Source organism: Halobellus sp. MBLA0158, from assembly GCF_041477585.1.
Taxonomy (GTDB): domain Archaea; phylum Halobacteriota; class Halobacteria; order Halobacteriales; family Haloferacaceae; genus Haloquadratum; species Haloquadratum rubicundus.
On record NZ_JBGNYA010000001.1, the window covers coordinates 476,186 to 494,135 of the forward strand.

A 17,950-nucleotide genomic window follows, 5' to 3' on the forward strand; every position below is an offset into this window, starting at 1 on the left:
CACGGTCGAATCCATCGGACCGATCAGCGAGACGCCACCGACAGTGGTCGACGAACTGTTCGATACCGAGCAGTTCAAGATGGTTCGATTCCATCAGTCGGCTTGAAGGCGGCCAGAGCGGCAGGGAAACACCCGTACCCATCCCGAACACGGAAGTTAAGCCTGCCAGCGTGTCAGCAAGTACTGGAGTGAGCGATCCTCTGGGAACACTGACTCGCCGCCTCACCACTCATACTACACTCATCACACACCGAGAGCGACACGCTCGCCCAAACGAGCGGGACGCTCTCAACCCTCGATCATCACCATCCCATAGCCGCGGCTCTTCCCGTCGATCCCACGCCCACGGTGCTGCGTCGGACCGCTAGGCTTAAACGACGAAACGGAATAGAGAATACTGCGCCAAGGTGGCAGAGTCTGGCCGAACGCGTCCGCCTGCAGAGCGGATCATCGCCGGTTCAAATCCGGCCCTTGGCTTGTCTTTTGTCTGTGGATACGCCTAACTGGAAACGGCACAGGCGCGCTTTCCGGTAACTCGACCCACGCCGACTGTTTAAGTGTCCGTACTCACACGTTTCGACAGCACCGATGATCGTCCGCCCGCGGGTCTTCGACGACGCGTGGCCGCCCGACAAGTTGCAACACCGAGACGGCGCCGTCGAAGCCCTCTCGCGGGCATTCGATCCTGCGACCGCCGGCCGGGAGGCCCAGAGCGCCGTCGTTCACGGGCCCCGGGGCGTCGGGAAGACCGCCCTCGCCCGGCACGTCATCCGTCGCCTGGAGCGGCACGCGGGCGTGTCGGTCGTGCTGGTCGGCGCCCTCGGCGCGACGACCGAGTCGATCCTCCGACGGGTGATCGCGGCCGCTCCGGGACACGCCAATCCGTCCCGGAGTGCGACCGTCCAGGACCTCCGGTGGAAGCTTCGCAAACAGGTCGATCGACCGATCGTTCTCGTCCTCGACGAGGCGGAGGGGCTGTCGTCGACCGACGCGCTGGACCACCTGCTGGCGGTCGACCGACTGTCGATCGTCGGCATCGTCCGACGGGAGAACCGCTGGCTCGGCCGCCTCAGCGGGGGCGTTCGGCGCCGGATCGACGTCTCGGTCGGCCTCGATCGCTACCGCGTCGACGAACTCGTCGCGATCCTCCGCGCCCGCGCCGACAGGGGGCTGGCCGGCGACCCCGTCACCGACCGGCAACTGGCGTACGTCGCCGACGCGGTCGCCGGTATCGCGCGCCACGGCATCCAATCGTTGCGGGCCGCGGCCGCGCTCGCCGACGAACGCGAGCACCGGGAGATCCGGGATGCGGACATCGACGATGCCTTCGCTCGCGCTCGCGCCCGCATCCGGAATCTGAACCTCCGCTCCCTGCCGGTACACCACCGCCTCGTCTACGCGGTGATCCGCGAGGCCGGCGAGATCACAGAGAGCGAACTGGACGCGCGCTACGCCGACGTCGCCGACGCGGTGTATCGCGGGACGGGCCTCGATCCGATCGACACCCGCGGCCGACGGATGGCACTCCGGCGGCTCGAAGCCTACGACCTGATCGACAGGGACGATCGGACCTACCGCGTGAGCGACGAGTCGATTTCGACGGGGCTGCCACTCCCCGCGAAGGACCGGGAGTGAGGGGCAGAGCAGCGAAGAACTACCGAAGAGCCGCGTTCGTCCCGACGGCGACGGACCTCAGCGGCCCTGATCGACGAGTACCGACGTCGCGAACGCGCCGCGCTCCGGGGCGTCGAACGTCGGAATTCCGAGGTCTTCCATCCGCTTCCGATCGGGTTCGAGGGGCTCGTAGGGGCCGGCGACGGTGAAGACGATCGGCTTGTCGACCTCCTCGGCGAGCGCTTCGAGCTCCTCGATCGGATAGCCCAGCGAGTGCTCGAAGATCTCGTAGACCGAGACGATGTCGACGTTGTCGTCGCGGGCCACGGCGTCGATGACCTCGCCGAACTGGGGCATCGGCCGGCCCGTGTCCACGGGGTTCTCGTCGTAGGTGAAGCCCAAAAGCAGGTCGTCGAGGCGCTCGCGGGTCTCGGCGGTGAGGTCGGGGAAGGTCGCGCCGCGCTCTGCAAGATAGTCCGACATCATAATCCCGGGTCCGGCCTGTGCGGTGACGAGCCCGACGTTCGGACCGTCCGGCGTGGGCGACTTCGCGAGGACGCGGCTCGCATCGAGGAGCTCCGTCACCGAGTCGGCCATCACGCCGCCGTTATCGGTAAGGATCTCCTCGTAGCGCTCGTAGGATTGGTTCGGCGCGGCCGTGTGCGCCTCGACGAAGTCGTGCATCCGGTTGCCCGACTTGAGAGCGACGATCGGGGTGCTCGCGTCGGCGACGACCTCCTCGAACGCGTCGATCTCGGTGGTCCCCTCGATGTGGAGGCCGATCGCCTTCGTCTGTGGGTCCTCGTCGAGCATCGGGATGACGTCCGCGAAGTCCGTGTTCACGCGGTTGCCCAGCCCGTACATCCCTGAGATGCCGTACCCCTCGCGTTCCAACTGGAAGGTCGCCGTCACGCCGATCCCGCCGCTCTGTGCGACGACGGCGACGTCGCCCCGCTCGATCTCGTCGAAGCCGGGGACGAACGAACTGTAGATGTTCCTGTGCGGGATGATGTGGCCGGCCGTGTTCGGGCCCAGTACCGCGAGGTCGTGTTCCTCGGCGGTCTGTCGGATCTGCTCTTGTCGCTCCTGGCCCTCCTCGCCGGCCTCGGCGAATCCGCCGGCGAAGATGACCGCGGCGCCGACGCCGGCCTCCGCGCAGTCTTCGATGACGCCCGGCGTGGCCGGGGCCGGGACACAGCAGAGCGCGAGGTCGGCGTCGGTGTCGGCCACCGAGTCGACGAACTCGTAGCCGTAGACCTCGCCGTCGCCCGACGGATTGACCGGATAGACGGGCCCGTCGAACTCCTTCGCGTTCGCCATCGCGTCGTTGCCCAGTTTGCCCGGCGTCGCCGACGCGCCGATGACCGCGATGCTCTCCGGATCGAACAGGTCCGAGATTCCCATACGAAGTTGGTCGGACAAGAAAGCATATATACTTCGATGTCGGCCGCTGTCTGCGCCAGTGCTCTCGAATCCGAATCGCGGTGTCGGCCGCCGCGTACCGGCCGTACCGGCGCCGTCACCGGACCTCGTGGTTCGCGAAAACGGTAACCGTTATACGCCACGTGGCCAAATCCGGAGATATGCAACGACGCGCCGCGGCGATCTACGCCGCACTCTTCATCGTCATCGGGGCGGCCTCGTACTCGCTCATCGCGACGGCGCAGGCGCCGCACGTCGAGTTCGAGAATCCGGAGTACGAACTCGCACAGGGCGACCAGTTCCAGGTCGGCGGACAGACCTACACGGTCTCGTCGATCTCATCGTCCGAACAGGGCGGCGGCCACGGCACCGCGGCCACGACCGTGATCGAGGGCGAACTCCAGTACACCAACGAGTCCGCGCGCTACACCGTGGCCTGGGAGAACAACACGACCCAGGAGTTCGACGGCCAGCAGTGGCGCGTGCTCGTCGAGAACGCCTCGGACCCGACAGAGTTCACGCTGCGTGAGGACATCAACGAGTCCGCCATCCTCGCCGAGGACCCAGACGCCAGCAGCGAGCTGGTGACCCAGAACGGCACCCAGTACGTCGTGCTCAACGAGAGCGAACTCGTCCCGGCCGCCGAGTACTTCCCCGAGCCGGAGACGCGGAGCTACGCCGAGGGCGACACCGTCCAGTACGAGGGCAACGCCACGTCTGTCGACGCCGTGACGACGAGCGGCGTCACGCTGGCGTGGAACGCCCCCCGGACGAACAGCATCTCGGTCGGCAACGACGCGAACGTGACGCTCAGCGGCGAGACGTACCTCGCGCACTTCGCCGACGACTCGACGCTCCAGCTCACCCAGAACTTCGAGAGCTACCGCCAGCAGAACGCCGAGATCGATCAGTTCACGCTCCACAAGAACGGCCTCTGGGGCGTCAGCATCATCTCCTTCCTCACCGTGGTCTTCCTCGCCGGCTTCGCGTACCTTCCGTCGCGGTACTGACCCGCGCTCTCGTTTTCCGGCCATTCGCCGCCAGGCCGACGTTCTCCCGTCCGACGTCGTTCCCTAACAATGATCATAAATCGGTAGAATGATGTGTGCGGCTGTGTTCCACGCCGGTATGTCGATTCAGCGGCCGTCCGGCGTCGATTCGGAGTGGTGCCCCGACTGCGGCGAGGAGATGGCGTTCAGCGGCGTCCAGCCCGCGGGCTACGCACAGTTCTTCTGCGAGCAGTGTCGCTATCGGCGGGACACCTTCGTCGGCGAGGCGGCCGACTAATCGTCGTCGGACTCGGCACCGGTGACACCGGTGTCACTTCGATACTTAAGGCCGTGGCGGTGTTACGGTGCGTATGAGCGACGAGACGCCAGTCACCGCAGACCGGCCCGACAGCCCGATCCACACGACCGGGACCGACCACATCACGATCTGGGGGAGCAACGAGGAAGACACCGTCGCGTTCTACCGCGACCTCCTGGGGATGCCGCTCGTCCTCCGCCAGCCCAACCTCGACGACCCCTCGCAGACCCACCTCTTCTTCGATACCGGCGACGGCCGCATCCTGACGGTGTTCGTCGGCGACCGCGCCTCCAACCGCGGCCCCCAGCGCGGCGGCACCGGCTCGGTCCACCACCTCTGTTTCAGCGTCGCCCCCGAGGACTTCGAGGACGTCGCGCAGGCGCTCGACGACCACAACCGTCAGTACAACGTCTTCGACCGCGGGATCTTCTTTTCGCTCTACACCCACGACAACAACGGCCTCGTGATCGAACTGTCGACCGACAAGTACGACATCCCCGACGACCGCCGCGGCGAGGTGCTCGCGAAGGCTCAAGAGCTCCGCGTCGAAGACGGCGCCGACTACGCGCAGGACGAGCACATGAAGGCCGCCCTGGAGGAACTCGGCCTCGACGCGACCGCCTACGACCTCCCCGACGCGGCCTCGGGCGTCGGCGGCGTCGAGTGAGAACGGGCCCGATCGCTCACTCGCCGACCTCGACGAGCACCTTGATCGCCTCGCGCTCGTCCATCGCGCGGTAGCCCTCGGCGACGTTCTCCAGGTCGACGGTCTTCGTGAAGATCGGCGCGGGATCGAGCGTGCCTTGGAGGACGTCGGCCATCAGGTCCTCCGCGTACGCGCGGACGGGCGCGACGCCGCCCCGGAGGCCGATATTGTCGCCGAAGAACGAGAACAGATCGAGGCCGCCGTCGAGGCCGTGGGGGACGCCCACGTAGCCGACGGTGCCGCCCGGCCGGCAGACCTCGACGGCGGTCTCCATCGAGGAGGCGGCGCCGACGCACTCGGCGACGTGGTTCGCGCCGCCGTTCGTCAGCTCCAGGACGCGCTCTGTCGCGGCCTCGCCGCGCTCTCCGACGACGTCCGTGGCGCCGAACTCCTCGGCGAGCGCGAGCCGGTCCTCGTGGTGGCCGACGGCGACGATCCGCTCGGCGCCCAGGCGGCGCGCCGCGAGCACCGCACACAGCCCGACGGCGCCGTCGCCGACGACGACGCAGGTGTCGCCCGCCTCGACGCCGGCGCTGACGACCGCGTGGTGGCCCGTCCCCATCACGTCCGTGAGGGGTAACAGCGAGCGGAGCGCGTCCTCGTCGTCGGCGTAGCGGTCCGGTACGCGGACGAGCGTCCCGTCGGCGTGGGGACAGCGGATCTTCTCGCCCTGCGCGCCGCCGTTGTCGCCGCCCCAGCCGTCGCCGTTGACACAGGAGGTATGCAGGCCCTTCCGACAGAACTCACAGGTGCCGCAGCTCGCCTTGAACGGCGCGAAGACGCGGTCGCCCGGCTCGACCGAGCGGACGTCGTCGCCGACGGCCTCGACGATCCCCATCGGCTCGTGACCGATCAGGGATCCCGTCTCGCGGTCGCTGTCGCCGCGGTAGAACCACAGGTCCGACCCGCAGACCGCCGTGTGGGTCACGCGGACGACGGCGTCGGTCGGCTCGTCGAGTTCCGGTTCGGGCACGTCCTCGACCCGGACGTCGCGGGGGCCGTGATACACTGCTGCGCGCATACCGGGGCTCGGTCCGCCCGGCGCAAAAAGCCCGGGAAGGGGGTGCCGTTCGCCGGTGCCGCTCGGCGACTCGCGAGCCGCCGCGTCCGGATCCGGGCCGAAACGGTTATACGATAGTTTAGGTATACCTAAACTATGCCCGACATCGCCGCCGCCGTCGAGGACCTGACCGCCGCGCGGCGACGCGTCCGCGACGAGCACCGCGCGACAGAGAAGCAGCGCCGCGGGTTCGAGCAGTTCCGCCGGGTCGTCGTCGAGACCGACCCCGTCTCGGTCGGGGGCGCCGAGCGCGCGCTCTCGGCCGGCGAGGCGACGGCCGCGGCCGCGACGACCGACGACCGGTGCCGCCGGGTCCGCTCGGCCTTCGAAGAGCAGGTCGCCCCGCACGTCGACGGCGAGGCGGCCGCCGACGTCCGCACCGCGCTCGCCAGCGAACTGAGCGCGGAGGTCGCGATCGCGCTCGCCAGCGAGGGCGGCGGCAACCGCTTCACCGAGCCCCTCCAGCGCGCCATCCTCACCCACGTCGAACAGCGGCTCGCCGAGAGCGACGTGATGCTGCGGACGCTGGACCGCGAGCGCGCCTCCCTCGACGACGCCGTCGAGACGCTGAAGTCGGTCCGGGGGTCGCTGCCGGCGGCGGACGCCGCGACGGTGATCCTCGCGGACGACGAGACGCTGTGGAAGCGCCGCCGGCGGATCGAGTCCCTCGAAGCCGACCTCGAAGCGGCGATCGAGGCGCGCCAGTCGACGCTGGATTCGGTGACCGCGAGCGAGGTGAAGGCCGGGATCGGCCACGACACGGTCGTCGAGTACCTCTTCGGCGACCGCGAGACGACCTATCCCGCCCTCGACGCGCTCCTCCGGGGCGTCCGCGAGTGCCAGCGTCGTCGGGATCGCTTCGACGAGGCCCTCGACGACGAGACCTCGGGCCGCTGACTCGACGCGCCGTTCGGTCTGACGCCGTCGGGTGACCGATTGCGAATCGAAATTTTTGCTTACCGAGTCACGGCGTCGGTTCGTCGACCCGACTGCCCGTCGCGTCGGCCGCGGGCCACCGCTCCTCCTGGACGATCAGGTCGTAGAACGGGAGGTGGCGGTCGTAGCGCCGGAGGGTCGCCCGATACCGCTCGGCGGCCCGGGCGGCGCGTTCGGCCCGCGTCCGACTCGCGAAGCGCCGGCCGTCGATCGGCACCGGCCGCTCGCCGGTCCGCCCGCAGACGACGACGTAGTCGCCGCGGTCGCTCGCGAGGGCGTCGATCTGGTCGCTGAGTGCCGTGAGCGAAGGGGGTGTCATCGTGCGAGTGGAGTGGAGTAGAGAACGGGCTACTCGACCACGACCGTCCCGGTCATCCCGGCGGCCTCGTGGGGGATGCAGTAGTACTCGTGGCTCCCGGTGGTCTCGAAGGTGCGGACGTACGACTGGCCCGACTGGACGGCGCCCCGGCCCTCCTCCCAGCCGGACTCGGCGGCCGACTGCGACTCGAAGCCGCCCGAAGCCCAGTAGGTCGCGCCGTCGGGCAGGTCCTCCTCGTAGGCCGTCACCGAGTGGGGTTCGCCGGCGCTGTGGGCCCACGCCACTTTGTCGCCCTGCGAGACGGTGAGTTCGGCCGGCTCGAAGGCGACCGCCTGCATATCCACGACGTGGTCGGCGTCCTCGGGGACGCCCTCGACGACGTTCGGTCCGCCCTGGAGCGACGAGTCGCCGCCGCTCTCGCCCGATTCCGACCCGCCGCCGGAGAGGTCGAGATCGAGCGGGACGTCCTCGACGGCGTCGACGAGCGCGAACTGCCCGTACTGGGCGGCGTCGGCGAACGAGCCGGCGGCCACCGCGACGTCGCCGCCCTCGTCGAGCGCCGTGAGGTAGGCGTCGAGCCGCCTCTCGAACGTCTCGTAGGCGTTGTGGTCGGCCTCCTCGATGAGCTCGTGGACGCGCGCCTCCTCGAAGTGCGCGAAGGCGTCCTGCATCACGCGCCCCGCGGCGTCCGCGTTCGAGCCGCCGCCGCTGCCGACGATGGCGTACGCCGAGGCGACGGCCTCGGCGTTGAACGTCGTCGCGGGCGCGTAGACATCTTCGCCGTTGCCGGCGGCGTCGATGAGCGCCGACAGCGCGGCCTCGAAGGACTCGTAGCGCGACTCGTCGGCCGCCTCCAGGGCCTCGTGGTAGCCGCCCGCGCCGGCCTCGAAGTGCTGGAAGGCCTCTTGGCCGACGGCCCGGGCTCGCGCGTCGTCGCCGAGGGCGTCCACGGCCGACGCGTCGAAGCCGCGCGCGGCCAGGTACGCCGCCTCGGCGCCGCTCACCGTCGGCGTCGAGCCGGCCGCGGTCGCGAACTCCAGGAGCGTCGACTGCACGCCCTCGTAGTGGGTCGCGACGGCGTCGTCGTCGCCGGCGCCGAACGCGTCGATGAGGCCGCTGAGGTGCTCCTCCTCGAAGCTCGCGTACAGCTCCTCGCTCGTCGACTCCACCGTCTCGTGGACGTCGAGTTCGTTCTCCTCGAAGCGCGAGAAGAGGTCCTCGGCCGCGGACGCGGCGACGTCGCCCTCGCCGCGGCGGTAGCGCTCGCGGGCGTCGGCGAACCGCGCCCGGAAGAACGCCGCTTCCAGCAGCGGCGCGTTCGAGCCCGCGAGCGCCTCGATCCCAGCCACGAGGTTTGAGTCGACCGTCGCGAGCGCCTCGTCGGCGCCCTCGCTGTCGCCGGACTCGATCGCGGACTGGAGCGACGAGAGCCCGGACTCGAAGCCCTCGTAGGCCTCGCCGTCGGCCTCCTCCAGGGCCTCGTGGGCCCGCGCGCCCTCGAAGTGCGCGAAGACGTCCTGGACCATCGTCGCCGCCCGCTCGACCTCGCCGACCGCCGCGAGCCACCGGGCGTCGTGGACGCGCGCCCGGTAGATCGTCAGGCCCGCGGCGTGGGCGTAGTTCGTCGAAGGACCGCCGGCGCCGGCCAGCGCGGCGGCGTCCCAGCCGCGCGCCTGGAGCGCGGCGAGGTGGCCCGTTCCGGCGTGGGTCTCGCTCGGGGCCACGGCGTAGCTCCCGTCGACGGCAGCCGTGAACGCGGCCTTCGCCTCCGTGCGGACCCCCTCGGCGTCGCCATCCTCGGCCGCCGAAACGACCCCGTCGAGAGCGCTCTCGAAGCGGTCGTACGCGTCGTCCGCGGCGGATTCCAGGGCGTCCGAGACCGACGCGGCCTCGAAGCGGTTCCGGACCGCCTCCGCGACGTCCCCGGCGGCGGCGGTCTCGCCGACCGTCGCGGCCACCGCGGCGTTCCGGGCAGTGACGCCGAGCAACTGGAGGTCGAGCGCGTCGGCGGTGGCGCCGTCGACGACCGTCCGCTGGGCCGCCGAGAGCGCGGCGTCGGCGTTCGCGGCCGCCTCGCGGGCGCGTTCGAGGTCGCCCGCGGCGAGCCCCTCGGTGCGCAGCGCGCCGAGCGCACCCTCGAAGCCCTCGTAGTTCTCCTCGCCCGTCGATTCGAGCACCTCGTGAGCGCCGTAGGCGCCCGAGGCCCCCTCGAACCGGGCGAAGGTGTTCTGGACGACCCGCGCGCCCGACCCGGGCTCGCCGGCGACGCCGAGCGCGAGCGCGTCCCACACCCGGGCGCGGTAGGCGTTCCACTCCGCGGCGACGGCGGCGTGCGCGGTGATCCCCGCCGGACTCGACGCCGACGTCGATGTCGCGTCAGCGCTCCCGGTCTCGGATGCGGCTTCCGTTCCCGCCCCGTTCGTCTCTCGGCTGTTGCACCCTGCGAGGCCGAACGTGGCCAGCGCGGCCGCGCCGGCCGACAACAGATCGCGTCTTCGTGGAGCCATATTTTTAGGCTAGCCTAAAACAACTTAGTCGCTTCGAATTTTAGGCCGACCTAATCCTCGTCGAGCGCGCGGTGCGGGGCGATGTGCGGGCCGGTCGACGCCTCGCTGTCGACGCTGGCGTCGACGCGGAACACCTCCGAGAGGAGCTCCTCGGTGACGACCTCGCGCGGCGGCCCCCAGTCGTAGGGCTCGCCGTCCTTCATCGCCACGAGGTTGTCCGCGAAGCGCGCGGCCTGGCCGATGTCGTGGAGCACGACGCCGACGGTGACGCCCTGCTCGCGGTTGAGCGTCCGGATCACCTCCATCACCCGGAGCTGGTGGTGGAGATCGAGGTACGTCGTCGGCTCGTCTAAGAGGAGGACGTCCGTCTCCTGGGCCAGCACCATCGCGATCCACGCGAGCTGTTTCTGCCCGCCGCTGAGGTTCTTCATCTCCTTGTCGCGGAGGTGGTCGACGCCCGCCAGGTCGATCGCGCGCTCGACGGCCCGGCGGTCGTCGTCGTTGACGGACTCGAAGAAGCCGCGGTGGGGGTACCGGCCGTGGTACGCGAGCTCCTCGACGGTGAGGCTCGCCGGCGAGTCGTGCTCCTGGGAGAGGAGGCCGAGCCGCCGAGCGAGCTCCTTCGAATCGAGGGTCTGCACCGCCTCGCCGTCGATCCGGACCTGCCCCGCCTCGGGGGCGAGCTGGTCGGCCATCGTCTTCAAGAGCGTGCTCTTGCCGCTGCCGTTTGGGCCGACGAGCGCCGTCACCTCGCCCGCGGGCAGGAGGACGGTCTCGCACTCGACGACCGGCTCGTCGGTCGTGGGGTAGCCGATCGCGAGGCCCTCGCCGCGCAGTTCGACGGCCGGGCGGCGACCGGTCGATTCGGCGGCGTCGGGGTCGCGGTCGCTCTCGTTTACCCCTGTTCCACTGTCGCCGCCACCGTCGTCGTCGCGGCTGCTGTCAGCCGACGGGTCGCTCCCGGCGGGCTCGGTCGCGTCGCCGTCGGCCGCTGCCTCGCTCTCGGAGGCCGATCCGTCTTTCGCCGTCTCGTCCGTCCCGTTCGTCAGTCGATCGAGCGTCTTCCGCATCAGATCTCACCCAGCGCGTCCTGGCGCTGCATCAGGTAGAGGAAGTACGGTCCGCCGACGAGTCCCGTCACGATGCCGACGGGCACCTGCGTCGAGGACCCGACGAGCACTTCCAGGCCGAGCCGCGCGCCGACGTCGGCGGCGACCATCAGCGCGGGCCCGGCGAAGAGACAGCCGACGATCAGCTTCCGGTACTCGCTGCCGACGACGTTGCGGACCAGGTGCGGCACGATCAGCCCGACGAAGCCGACGATCCCGGCGACGGCGATGCTCGCGGCGGCCGCCAGCACCGCGATCCCCGAGAGCGCAAAGCGGACCCGCTCGACGGACATCCCGAGGGACTTCGCGGTGCTCTCGCCGAGGAGCAGGACGTTCAGCTGCCGCGCGCTCCCGAGCGCGAGCACCGTGGCGAGGATCGTCCACGGGAGCGCCATCCGGACCTGGGCCCAGTCGGTGCCGGTCAGCGAGCCCGTGGTCCACGCGATCGCGGACTGGACGACGCCGATGTCGCTCGCGAAGAAGAACAGCCCCGTCTGGAGCGACTGGAAGACGGTGCCGACGATCACGCCGGCCAGCACGAGCCTGACGGGCGAGGTCCCGTTCTTCCAGGCGATCGCGTAGACGACGAGGAAGGCGAGGGCCCCGCCGGCCGCCGCGACGAGCGGCAGGACCGTCGAGAGCCCCGAGAACACCACGAGCGTGAGCAGGATCGCCAGCCCGGCGCCCGAGGAGACCCCGAGGATGAACGGGCTCGCCAGCTCGTTCCGCGTGACGGCCTGGAAGATCGCCCCGGAGACCGCGAGGTTCATCCCCACGAGGACGGCGACGAACACCCGCGGCAGGCGGATGTTCCAGACGATGAGGCTCCGGCGGTTCATCTCCGGGAGCTCGGCGCCGAAGACGAACGCCTCCCACGCCCGCGGCTCGAAGAGCACCTCGGGGTTGAACACGGCGTGCCACGCCTGGAGCGCGGACATCGAGTAGGAGCCGAAGCTCACCTGGATCAGGCCGCCCGCGGCGACGACCGCCACGCTCGCGACACAGAGACTCAGCAGGGCGCCGTTGCCGTCGGCGAGCCACCGGCAGGTCGCGGACGCTCCGGTACCGGACCCGGCCCCCGATCCGGATTCGGCCTCCGACCCCGACCCGGAGTGCGCGCGTTCGGTCACGGCTCGAAGTCCCCGGTGACGATGTCGGCGACGCGCTGTCTGTCGAACAGCTCCTCGCCCCCGAACACGTCGGGGTACAGCCCGCGCGCGGCCGTTTCGAGCTGGAAGAGGTGGATGATCGGCCCCTGGTAGGTGAGACCGCCGTAGAACACTCTCCCCTCGCGCACGGCGGTGAGTTCGCTCGCGACGTCGTGGCTCTCCAGGTGCGAGACGACGTTCTCCTCGAAGTACGCGTCGGTGATCTCGCCTTGGATCCGCACGGCGATGGCGTCGGGATCGATCTCTAAGAGCGTCTCGTAGTCGATCGTGCCGCCGCCGGCCTGCGCGTCGGTGACGCCGTGGGCCGCGAGCGCGTCGTCGACCCCGAGGTCCCGCCACTGCTTCGACTGCGTGCCCTCGCCGATCAGGTAGGGGTAGAACGACTCCGGCGGCATCCCGGCGGGGTAGAGCACCGCGAGTTCGGGGGTCGCCGACGGGAGCCGCGACCGGACGTCCGCGAGGATCTCGTCGTGGTAGGCCGCGAACGCCTCGTAGCGCTCGCGCTCGTCGAACGCCTCGGCGAGCTTCTCGAAGGCCTCGTAGAGGGAGTAGTACCGATACGAGTGCCAGTCGTACACCCGCGTGAATCCGGTGTTGCCGAGGAACGGCGCGACGTTCTCGCGGATCTCCTCGACGTCGGCCTCGCTCCAGCCGAGTCGGTGGATTATGAAGTTCGGGTCGACGACGTGGAGGTCGGCGTCGAGTTCGTAGAACACCTCCTTGCCGGTGCCATCCTGCCAGAGCTGGGTGAGCGACTCCGCGTCGACGTCGACGCCGGGGAGGCCGTCGTAGTGGTGGGTCCCGAACCGCGCGCGGACGCCGATGCCGGCCAGGCCGTCGGCCTGGCCGAGCGCGACGCCCATATCCGCGTAGTCGCCGGTGTAGGGCACCCACCGCTCGGGGACGGACTCGAAGGCGACCTCGCCGACGGGCGCCATCCGCACCGAGTAGGACCCGCCGTTCGCGGACTCGGCCGAGTCGCTCGCGGCCGTCGACGGCGCGGTCGTGTCGGCGGCCGTCTCCTCGCCCGCGTCGGTCGCCGTCGAGTCGGCCGACGACGAGCCGCCCAGACAGCCCGAGAGGAGCCCGGCGGCGCCGACGAGGCTCCCGTACTTCAGGTACTCCCGCCGGGTCCGCCGCTCTCGCGCGGGATCGGGTCGCATCTCAGAACTCCCCGTTGACGACGTCCGCGACGCGCTGCCGGTCGAACAGCGCCTCGTCGACGTCGTAGAGCGTCCGCGCGAGCCGCTCTGTCACGACGAGGTTCGTGATCGGGCCCTGGTACAGCGGCCCCGCGCGGTAGACGTCGCCGTTCGCGACGGCGGTGAGTTCGCTCGCGACGTCGTGGCCTTCCATATACTGGACGACGGTGTTTTGGAACTCCTCGCCTGTCTTGGCCTCCTGGCCGCGGACTAGGAGCACCTCGGGGTCGACCTCCAGCAGCGTCTCGTAGTCGATGGCGCCGCGGCTGGAGTAGAAGTCCTTGACGTCGCTCGTCGCCAGCGCGTCCTTCACCTTCAGGTCGTTGAGGTGCTTGAAGCTCGTGCCCTCGTCGACGACGTACGGGTAGAACGTCTCGGGCTCGTCGCCGCCGCCCCAGACGACCGCGACCTCGGGGCGCTCGCTCCGGCCGGGGACGACCGGCGCCAGCGCGGACTGGAAGTCGGCGTGGATCTCCTCGAAGGCCGCGAAGCGCTCCCGCTCTTGGAACACGTCGGCGAGCTTCTCGAAGGCCTCATAGAGGGTGTAGTACCGGTAATCCGCGTGCCAGGGGTAGCTCCGCGAGAAGATGCTGTTGCCGAAGATCGGCCCGATCTGGGTCCGGAGCTCGTCGACGTCGCTTTCGGCCCACTTGCCGCGGTTCAGGAGGAAGTTCGGATCGAAGACGTGGACGTCGGCGTCGATCGCGTAGAACTGCTCTTTGCCGACGCCGCCGTCGCCCCACAGCTTCGCGATCCCGCTCTTGTCGACGCTCACGTCCGGGATCTCGTCGTAGTAGCGCGTGTGGTAGCGGCCGGGGAGCCAGACGCCCTTCGGGGCTTCCTGCCCCAGCGCGATGCCCATATCCGCCCAGCTGCCGTTGTTCGCGACCCACGTCTCCGGGACGGACTCGAAGGTGACCTCGCCGACCGGCTCGATCTCGACGGTGTAGGGCTCTGATGCGGCTGTCTCGGTCGCCGTCTGTGTCGCCGTCGCCGTCTCGCTCTCGGTGCCTGCGTCGGTCGAGGTGGCGTCCGATTCCGACTGCCCGCTGCATCCCGCGAACAGTCCGGCCGCCGCCACCCCGGCGCCGTACCGCAGATACTCCCGCCGCGTCGCGTCCGTCTCGTCGCTCCGATCGGATACCATACGTTTTAGGCCTCCCTAAACACTAAAGGCCTTTTCGAAGTTTGGGTGTGCCTAAAACGCGGCGGGCGGGCGATCGAAGCCCAAGAAATATATAGTCTACATAGAGAAAATAGTGCTACATATGAGTATGTTCGTCGAGAAACGGCATTCGATCGACCCGCTCGGGCGGTGACCGATGGCGCCGTTCAGTCCCGAATCCCTGCCGTTGGACGTCAACGTCCTCCACCTGTTCATCGCGGGCGCGCTGGGGATGCTGCTCGGCCTGGAGCGCGAGTGGTCGAACAAGGCCGCGGGCATCCGGACGTTCACGCTCACGAGCCTCGTGGGCGTCGCGGCCGCGACGATCGGGGAGACGGTCCTCCTCGCGCTCGGCGGCGTGCTCGTCCTCGTCCAGGGGCTCCTGCTCGGTGCTCGGGGCCTGCTCGCCGAGGCGCGCGGCGTGACCGACGACGCCGACGTCTCGGAGATGGGCGGCAGCCTCGCGCTGACGACCTCCACGTCGCTGCTGGTCGCTTACGCCGTCGGCGTGCTGGTCGGCAGCGACTACGTCCTCGTGGGCGTCGTCATCGCGATCACCTCCTCGTTCCTCCTGGTGCTCCGGCGGGAACTGCACTCCTTCGCGAATCAGCTCTCCCACCAGGAAGTCCGCGGCGCGGCCGAGTTCGCGATCATCGCCTTCGTCGTCTACCCGCTCCTGCCCGCCGGGCAGTACGGCCCGTGGAACGCCATTGACCCGCAGCTGGTCTGGATGCTCGTGATCGCGGTCAGCGCGATCGGCTTCGCGAACTACGCGATTATGCAGCGCTACGGCGGTCGCGGGATGCTCATCACGGGCTTTTTCGGCGGGCTCGTGAACTCCACCGCCGTCATCGGCGAGATCGCGAACCGCGCGAAACTGAACGTCGGAATGCTGGATCTGGCGGTCGCGACGATCCTCGTCGCCGACGCCGCGATGGCCGTCCGGAACCTCGTGATCGTCGTCGCGTTCGTCCCCCAGTCGGCGCTCAGCGTCGGGCTCCCGCTCGGGCTCATCGCCGTCGGCGGCGTGTTGCTGACGGGCTACGAGCGGAACTGGCGCGAGGAGTTCGATATCGACCTGGACTCGCCGTTCAGCAGCACGAACGCCCTGACGTTCGGCCTGCTGTTCCTCGCGGTGCTCGTGCTCACCGCGGGCGCCCAGCAGATGTTCGGCACCGCGGGCTTCCTCGTGACGAGCTTCCTCAGCGGCCTGCTGTCGAGCGGCACCACCACGACGACGGCGGTCTCGCTCGCGAGCACCGGCCAGATCACGCCCGCGGTCGCCGCCCGGGGCGTGCTCGCGGGGACGCTCGCGAGCATCCTCGTGAAGATCTGGCTCGCGATCGGGATCAACCGACAGCTCCTTCGTCCGGTTGTCATTCGGTCCGCATACCTCTCGATTCTGGGGCTCGTCGGCCTGCTCGGCGTGCAGGTGTTGTGATCTGAGCCTCGGAGGTGCCGCACAGCCGCGGCCCAGTCGCTGCCCGATCGTCGACCTCTCGAAAGCCATCGCCGTCGGAAACGACCTGCCGTCCTCCCGAGGGTCAGCGCTTGCGTCGCCCCGGTACTCCACGTCGCAGACGCTCAGCAGACGTTCGCGCCGATGAACCGCTGTGCGACGGCAAGCGCTTCCTCCGGCCGTTCGCTCTCGTTCGTGGAGGGCATCGTGAAACTCGGCCACGGTGCGGCGATTATAGTAGCGTTTGCAACTGATTGCTCGTCCGATCGCACGACAGCGTGCGATCGAGCGAGTGAAGACTTGCAAACGCTACTATAGCTCTGTCGGTGCTTCGCCAATCTCCGACGAGTCCGTGCCGAGCGGCGAACGGTGGTCGCGACGGGGTCGAACGCCCGGTCTATCCCGCCCGCTTCAGTATCTGGGGGGTCACGATCACTTCCAAGACCGCGATTCCGAGCGCGACCCAACGGATCGTGCCGTCGAGGAAGAAGTACGCGATACCTGCGATTATCAGGGCGTTGCTGATGCTCAGCCCGTACCGTACTACCGGGCTCTGAAACGGGGAGGGCATACACGAAACAGATAGGAGACGAACATATATGATTTTACTAATCGATGCGTTACCAAGAGAGCTTATTCGAGATAGATGAACGGATCCGACGGGACTCCCGCGAGCGAAGCGAGCGAGAGGTCGTCGGGGGAGTGAGGCCGAAGGCCGAACGGACCCGACGGGACTTGGAACCACGGTCGCTCATTGCGTTCGCTCCCTGATTCAAATCCCGCGGCTGTCGCTATTCTCCGCTCACTTCGTTCGCAGGAAAACGGACCCGACGGGATTTGAACCCATTCGTCCTAACGGACGAATAACCGCAGCCGGACCGCACACCCGCTCCCGTCTGTCGGTGGAGATGACCACCGATGGAACGAACCCCATACGACTCGCACAAGCTCGAACCGCTATCGCCCTCAGAAGGATTGGAGATGTTCCTATCTGAGAAATGTGACGACCTCGCTCAAAGCACTCTCCAGTCTTACCGTCGGCGTATTAACCACTTCATCAGATATTGTGAGACCCGCGATATCGACAATCTGAACAACCTGACGGGGCGCGATCTATACCGATTCCGTGTCTTCAGACGGGACGAGGGTGACTTAGCAAAGCCTTCTCTGAAGAGTCAACTCACCGCTGTCCGGTCCTTCATCAAGTTCGCTGAACGTATCGATGCCTGCCCCGAAGACCTGCATCGAGACGTCGTCTTACCTTCGATGAATCCTGGTGAGGACGTGCGTGACAACATCATCGCAGTCGAAGAAGCGCAGCAAATCATAGATTATCTCGATAAGTTCCACTACGCCTCTTACCGTCACGCTCTCTTTGCAACTGCGTGGGAGACACATCTACGCACAGGAACGCTTCACTCCCTCGACGTGAGTGACCTGCTGGTCGAAGAGCAGGCTCTCAGAATTGAGCATCGCCCGGATACTGGAACTCGATTGAAGAACGGTCGTCGGGCAAACCGTGTTATCGCTATCTCTTCAGATCTTGTGAGTATCCTAACTGACCACATTGAGCACGAGCGACCATCGATCGAAGACAAGTATGGTCGGAAACCTTTATTCGCCTCACAGCAGGGTCGGATGAGTAAGTCTAATCTTCGACAGACCTGCTATGCTGTAACTCGACCGTGCTTCTATACGGACGAGTGTCCCGCCGGCAGAGATCTTGACGACTGTCAGGCTACGAAGTATGAATATGCTACAAGTTGTCCAGACTCAGAGTCGCTACACGCGGTCAGACGGGGAGGAATAACCTATCGCCTCTCTGAGGACGTCCCTATGGAAGTCGTGAGCGATAGAGGAAATGTCTCTCGCCGTGTTCTCGAAGAGCACTACGATGCACGAGATGAGATGACTCGGATGGCGCAACGTAGGAAACATCTCAACCTTGACTGACTCTTTCCCATCGTAGAGAAT

Annotated in this window: 16 protein-coding genes, 1 tRNA gene and 1 rRNA gene; 9 read left to right on the top strand and 9 right to left on the bottom strand. The window is 68.2% G+C overall.

All coding sequences use genetic code 11. The features are described from left to right. Nucleotides 1-104: 104 nt before the first annotated feature. From rrf to OS889_RS02380, 3 genes are all read left to right on the top strand, one after another. Nucleotides 105-226, top strand: a 5S ribosomal RNA gene (gene rrf, locus OS889_RS02370). Between the two features lie 175 nt (nucleotides 227-401). Then, nucleotides 402-477 (top strand) — tRNA-Cys (locus OS889_RS02375). Nucleotides 478-588: 111 nt separating this feature from the next. Further along, nucleotides 589-1,635, top strand: coding sequence for a Cdc6/Cdc18 family protein (locus OS889_RS02380; RefSeq protein ID WP_372386935.1), 1,047 nt, complete (start codon nucleotides 589-591; stop codon nucleotides 1,633-1,635). 57 nt (nucleotides 1,636-1,692) lie between these two features. On the opposite strand, the gene OS889_RS02385 is transcribed toward OS889_RS02380, so the two are convergent. Continuing rightward, nucleotides 1,693-3,018 carry a CoA-binding protein gene (locus tag OS889_RS02385; RefSeq protein WP_372386936.1) on the bottom strand — a complete coding sequence of 442 codons (1,326 nt, stop codon included), beginning with the start codon at nucleotides 3,016-3,018 and terminating at the stop codon, nucleotides 1,693-1,695. A 179-nt stretch (nucleotides 3,019-3,197) separates the two neighbouring features. On the opposite strand from OS889_RS02385, the gene OS889_RS02390 reads away from it, so the two are divergent. From OS889_RS02390 to OS889_RS02400, 3 genes are all read left to right on the top strand, one after another. Next, nucleotides 3,198-4,046: a DUF8231 family protein gene (locus OS889_RS02390; protein ID WP_372386937.1), complete on the top strand. Its 849-nt coding sequence runs from the start codon at nucleotides 3,198-3,200 to the stop codon at nucleotides 4,044-4,046. A gap of 118 nt (nucleotides 4,047-4,164) precedes the next feature. After that, complete coding sequence (locus tag OS889_RS02395; protein ID WP_372386939.1) at nucleotides 4,165-4,323, top strand: HVO_2142 family zinc finger protein; 159 nt, start codon at nucleotides 4,165-4,167, stop codon at nucleotides 4,321-4,323. 73 nt (nucleotides 4,324-4,396) lie between these two features. Further along, nucleotides 4,397-5,011 (top strand): VOC family protein, encoded by a 615-nt coding sequence (locus OS889_RS02400; RefSeq protein ID WP_372386941.1) that lies wholly within the window; start codon nucleotides 4,397-4,399, stop codon nucleotides 5,009-5,011. A 16-nt stretch (nucleotides 5,012-5,027) separates the two neighbouring features. Here OS889_RS02400 and OS889_RS02405 read toward each other — a convergent pair whose 3' ends face one another. After that, the gene (locus OS889_RS02405; protein WP_372386943.1) at nucleotides 5,028-6,071 is read right to left on the bottom strand and encodes a zinc-dependent alcohol dehydrogenase family protein; all 1,044 of its coding nucleotides are present in this window, start codon (nucleotides 6,069-6,071) and stop codon (nucleotides 5,028-5,030) included. 135 nt (nucleotides 6,072-6,206) lie between these two features. On the opposite strand from OS889_RS02405, the gene OS889_RS02410 reads away from it, so the two are divergent. Beyond that, nucleotides 6,207-7,007: a DUF7260 family protein gene (locus OS889_RS02410; RefSeq protein WP_372386945.1), complete on the top strand. Its 801-nt coding sequence runs from the start codon at nucleotides 6,207-6,209 to the stop codon at nucleotides 7,005-7,007. Between the two features lie 67 nt (nucleotides 7,008-7,074). Here the strand turns inward: OS889_RS02410 and OS889_RS02415 are convergent, their stop codons facing one another. From OS889_RS02415 to OS889_RS02440, 6 genes are all read right to left on the bottom strand, one after another. Beyond that, a complete protein-coding gene (locus tag OS889_RS02415) occupies nucleotides 7,075-7,365 on the bottom strand; it encodes a DUF7552 domain-containing protein (protein WP_372386946.1) in 291 nt (96 codons plus the stop codon). A 29-nt stretch (nucleotides 7,366-7,394) separates the two neighbouring features. Further along, nucleotides 7,395-9,872 carry a DUF5059 domain-containing protein gene (locus tag OS889_RS02420; RefSeq protein WP_372386948.1) on the bottom strand — a complete coding sequence of 826 codons (2,478 nt, stop codon included), beginning with the start codon at nucleotides 9,870-9,872 and terminating at the stop codon, nucleotides 7,395-7,397. A 50-nt stretch (nucleotides 9,873-9,922) separates the two neighbouring features. Next, nucleotides 9,923-10,942 (bottom strand): ABC transporter ATP-binding protein, encoded by a 1,020-nt coding sequence (locus OS889_RS02425; RefSeq protein ID WP_372386949.1) that lies wholly within the window; start codon nucleotides 10,940-10,942, stop codon nucleotides 9,923-9,925. Further along, entirely contained in the window at nucleotides 10,942-11,997 is a 1,056-nt protein-coding gene (locus tag OS889_RS02430) for a FecCD family ABC transporter permease (RefSeq protein WP_372391524.1), read from the bottom strand. Before OS889_RS02430 ends, OS889_RS02425 begins: the two co-directional genes overlap by 1 nt. Nucleotides 11,998-12,107: 110 nt before the next feature. Beyond that, the gene (locus OS889_RS02435; RefSeq protein ID WP_372386951.1) at nucleotides 12,108-13,313 is read right to left on the bottom strand and encodes an ABC transporter substrate-binding protein; all 1,206 of its coding nucleotides are present in this window, start codon (nucleotides 13,311-13,313) and stop codon (nucleotides 12,108-12,110) included. A gap of 1 nt (nucleotide 13,314) precedes the next feature. Next, entirely contained in the window at nucleotides 13,315-14,499 is a 1,185-nt protein-coding gene (locus tag OS889_RS02440) for an ABC transporter substrate-binding protein (protein WP_372386953.1), read from the bottom strand. Between the two features lie 175 nt (nucleotides 14,500-14,674). On the opposite strand from OS889_RS02440, the gene OS889_RS02445 reads away from it, so the two are divergent. Next, nucleotides 14,675-15,958, top strand: a complete 1,284-nt coding sequence (locus OS889_RS02445) for an MgtC/SapB family protein (RefSeq protein ID WP_372386954.1) — start codon at nucleotides 14,675-14,677, stop codon at nucleotides 15,956-15,958. 415 nt (nucleotides 15,959-16,373) lie between these two features. On the opposite strand, the gene OS889_RS02450 is transcribed toward OS889_RS02445, so the two are convergent. Then, on the bottom strand, nucleotides 16,374-16,547 hold the full coding sequence (locus OS889_RS02450; RefSeq protein WP_372386956.1) for a hypothetical protein: 174 nt from the start codon (nucleotides 16,545-16,547) through the stop codon (nucleotides 16,374-16,376). 347 nt (nucleotides 16,548-16,894) lie between these two features. Between OS889_RS02450 and OS889_RS02455 the strand changes: the two genes are divergently transcribed. Further along, nucleotides 16,895-17,929, top strand: coding sequence for a tyrosine-type recombinase/integrase (locus OS889_RS02455; RefSeq protein WP_372386958.1), 1,035 nt, complete (start codon nucleotides 16,895-16,897; stop codon nucleotides 17,927-17,929). The last annotated feature ends 21 nt before the right edge of the window (nucleotides 17,930-17,950 follow it).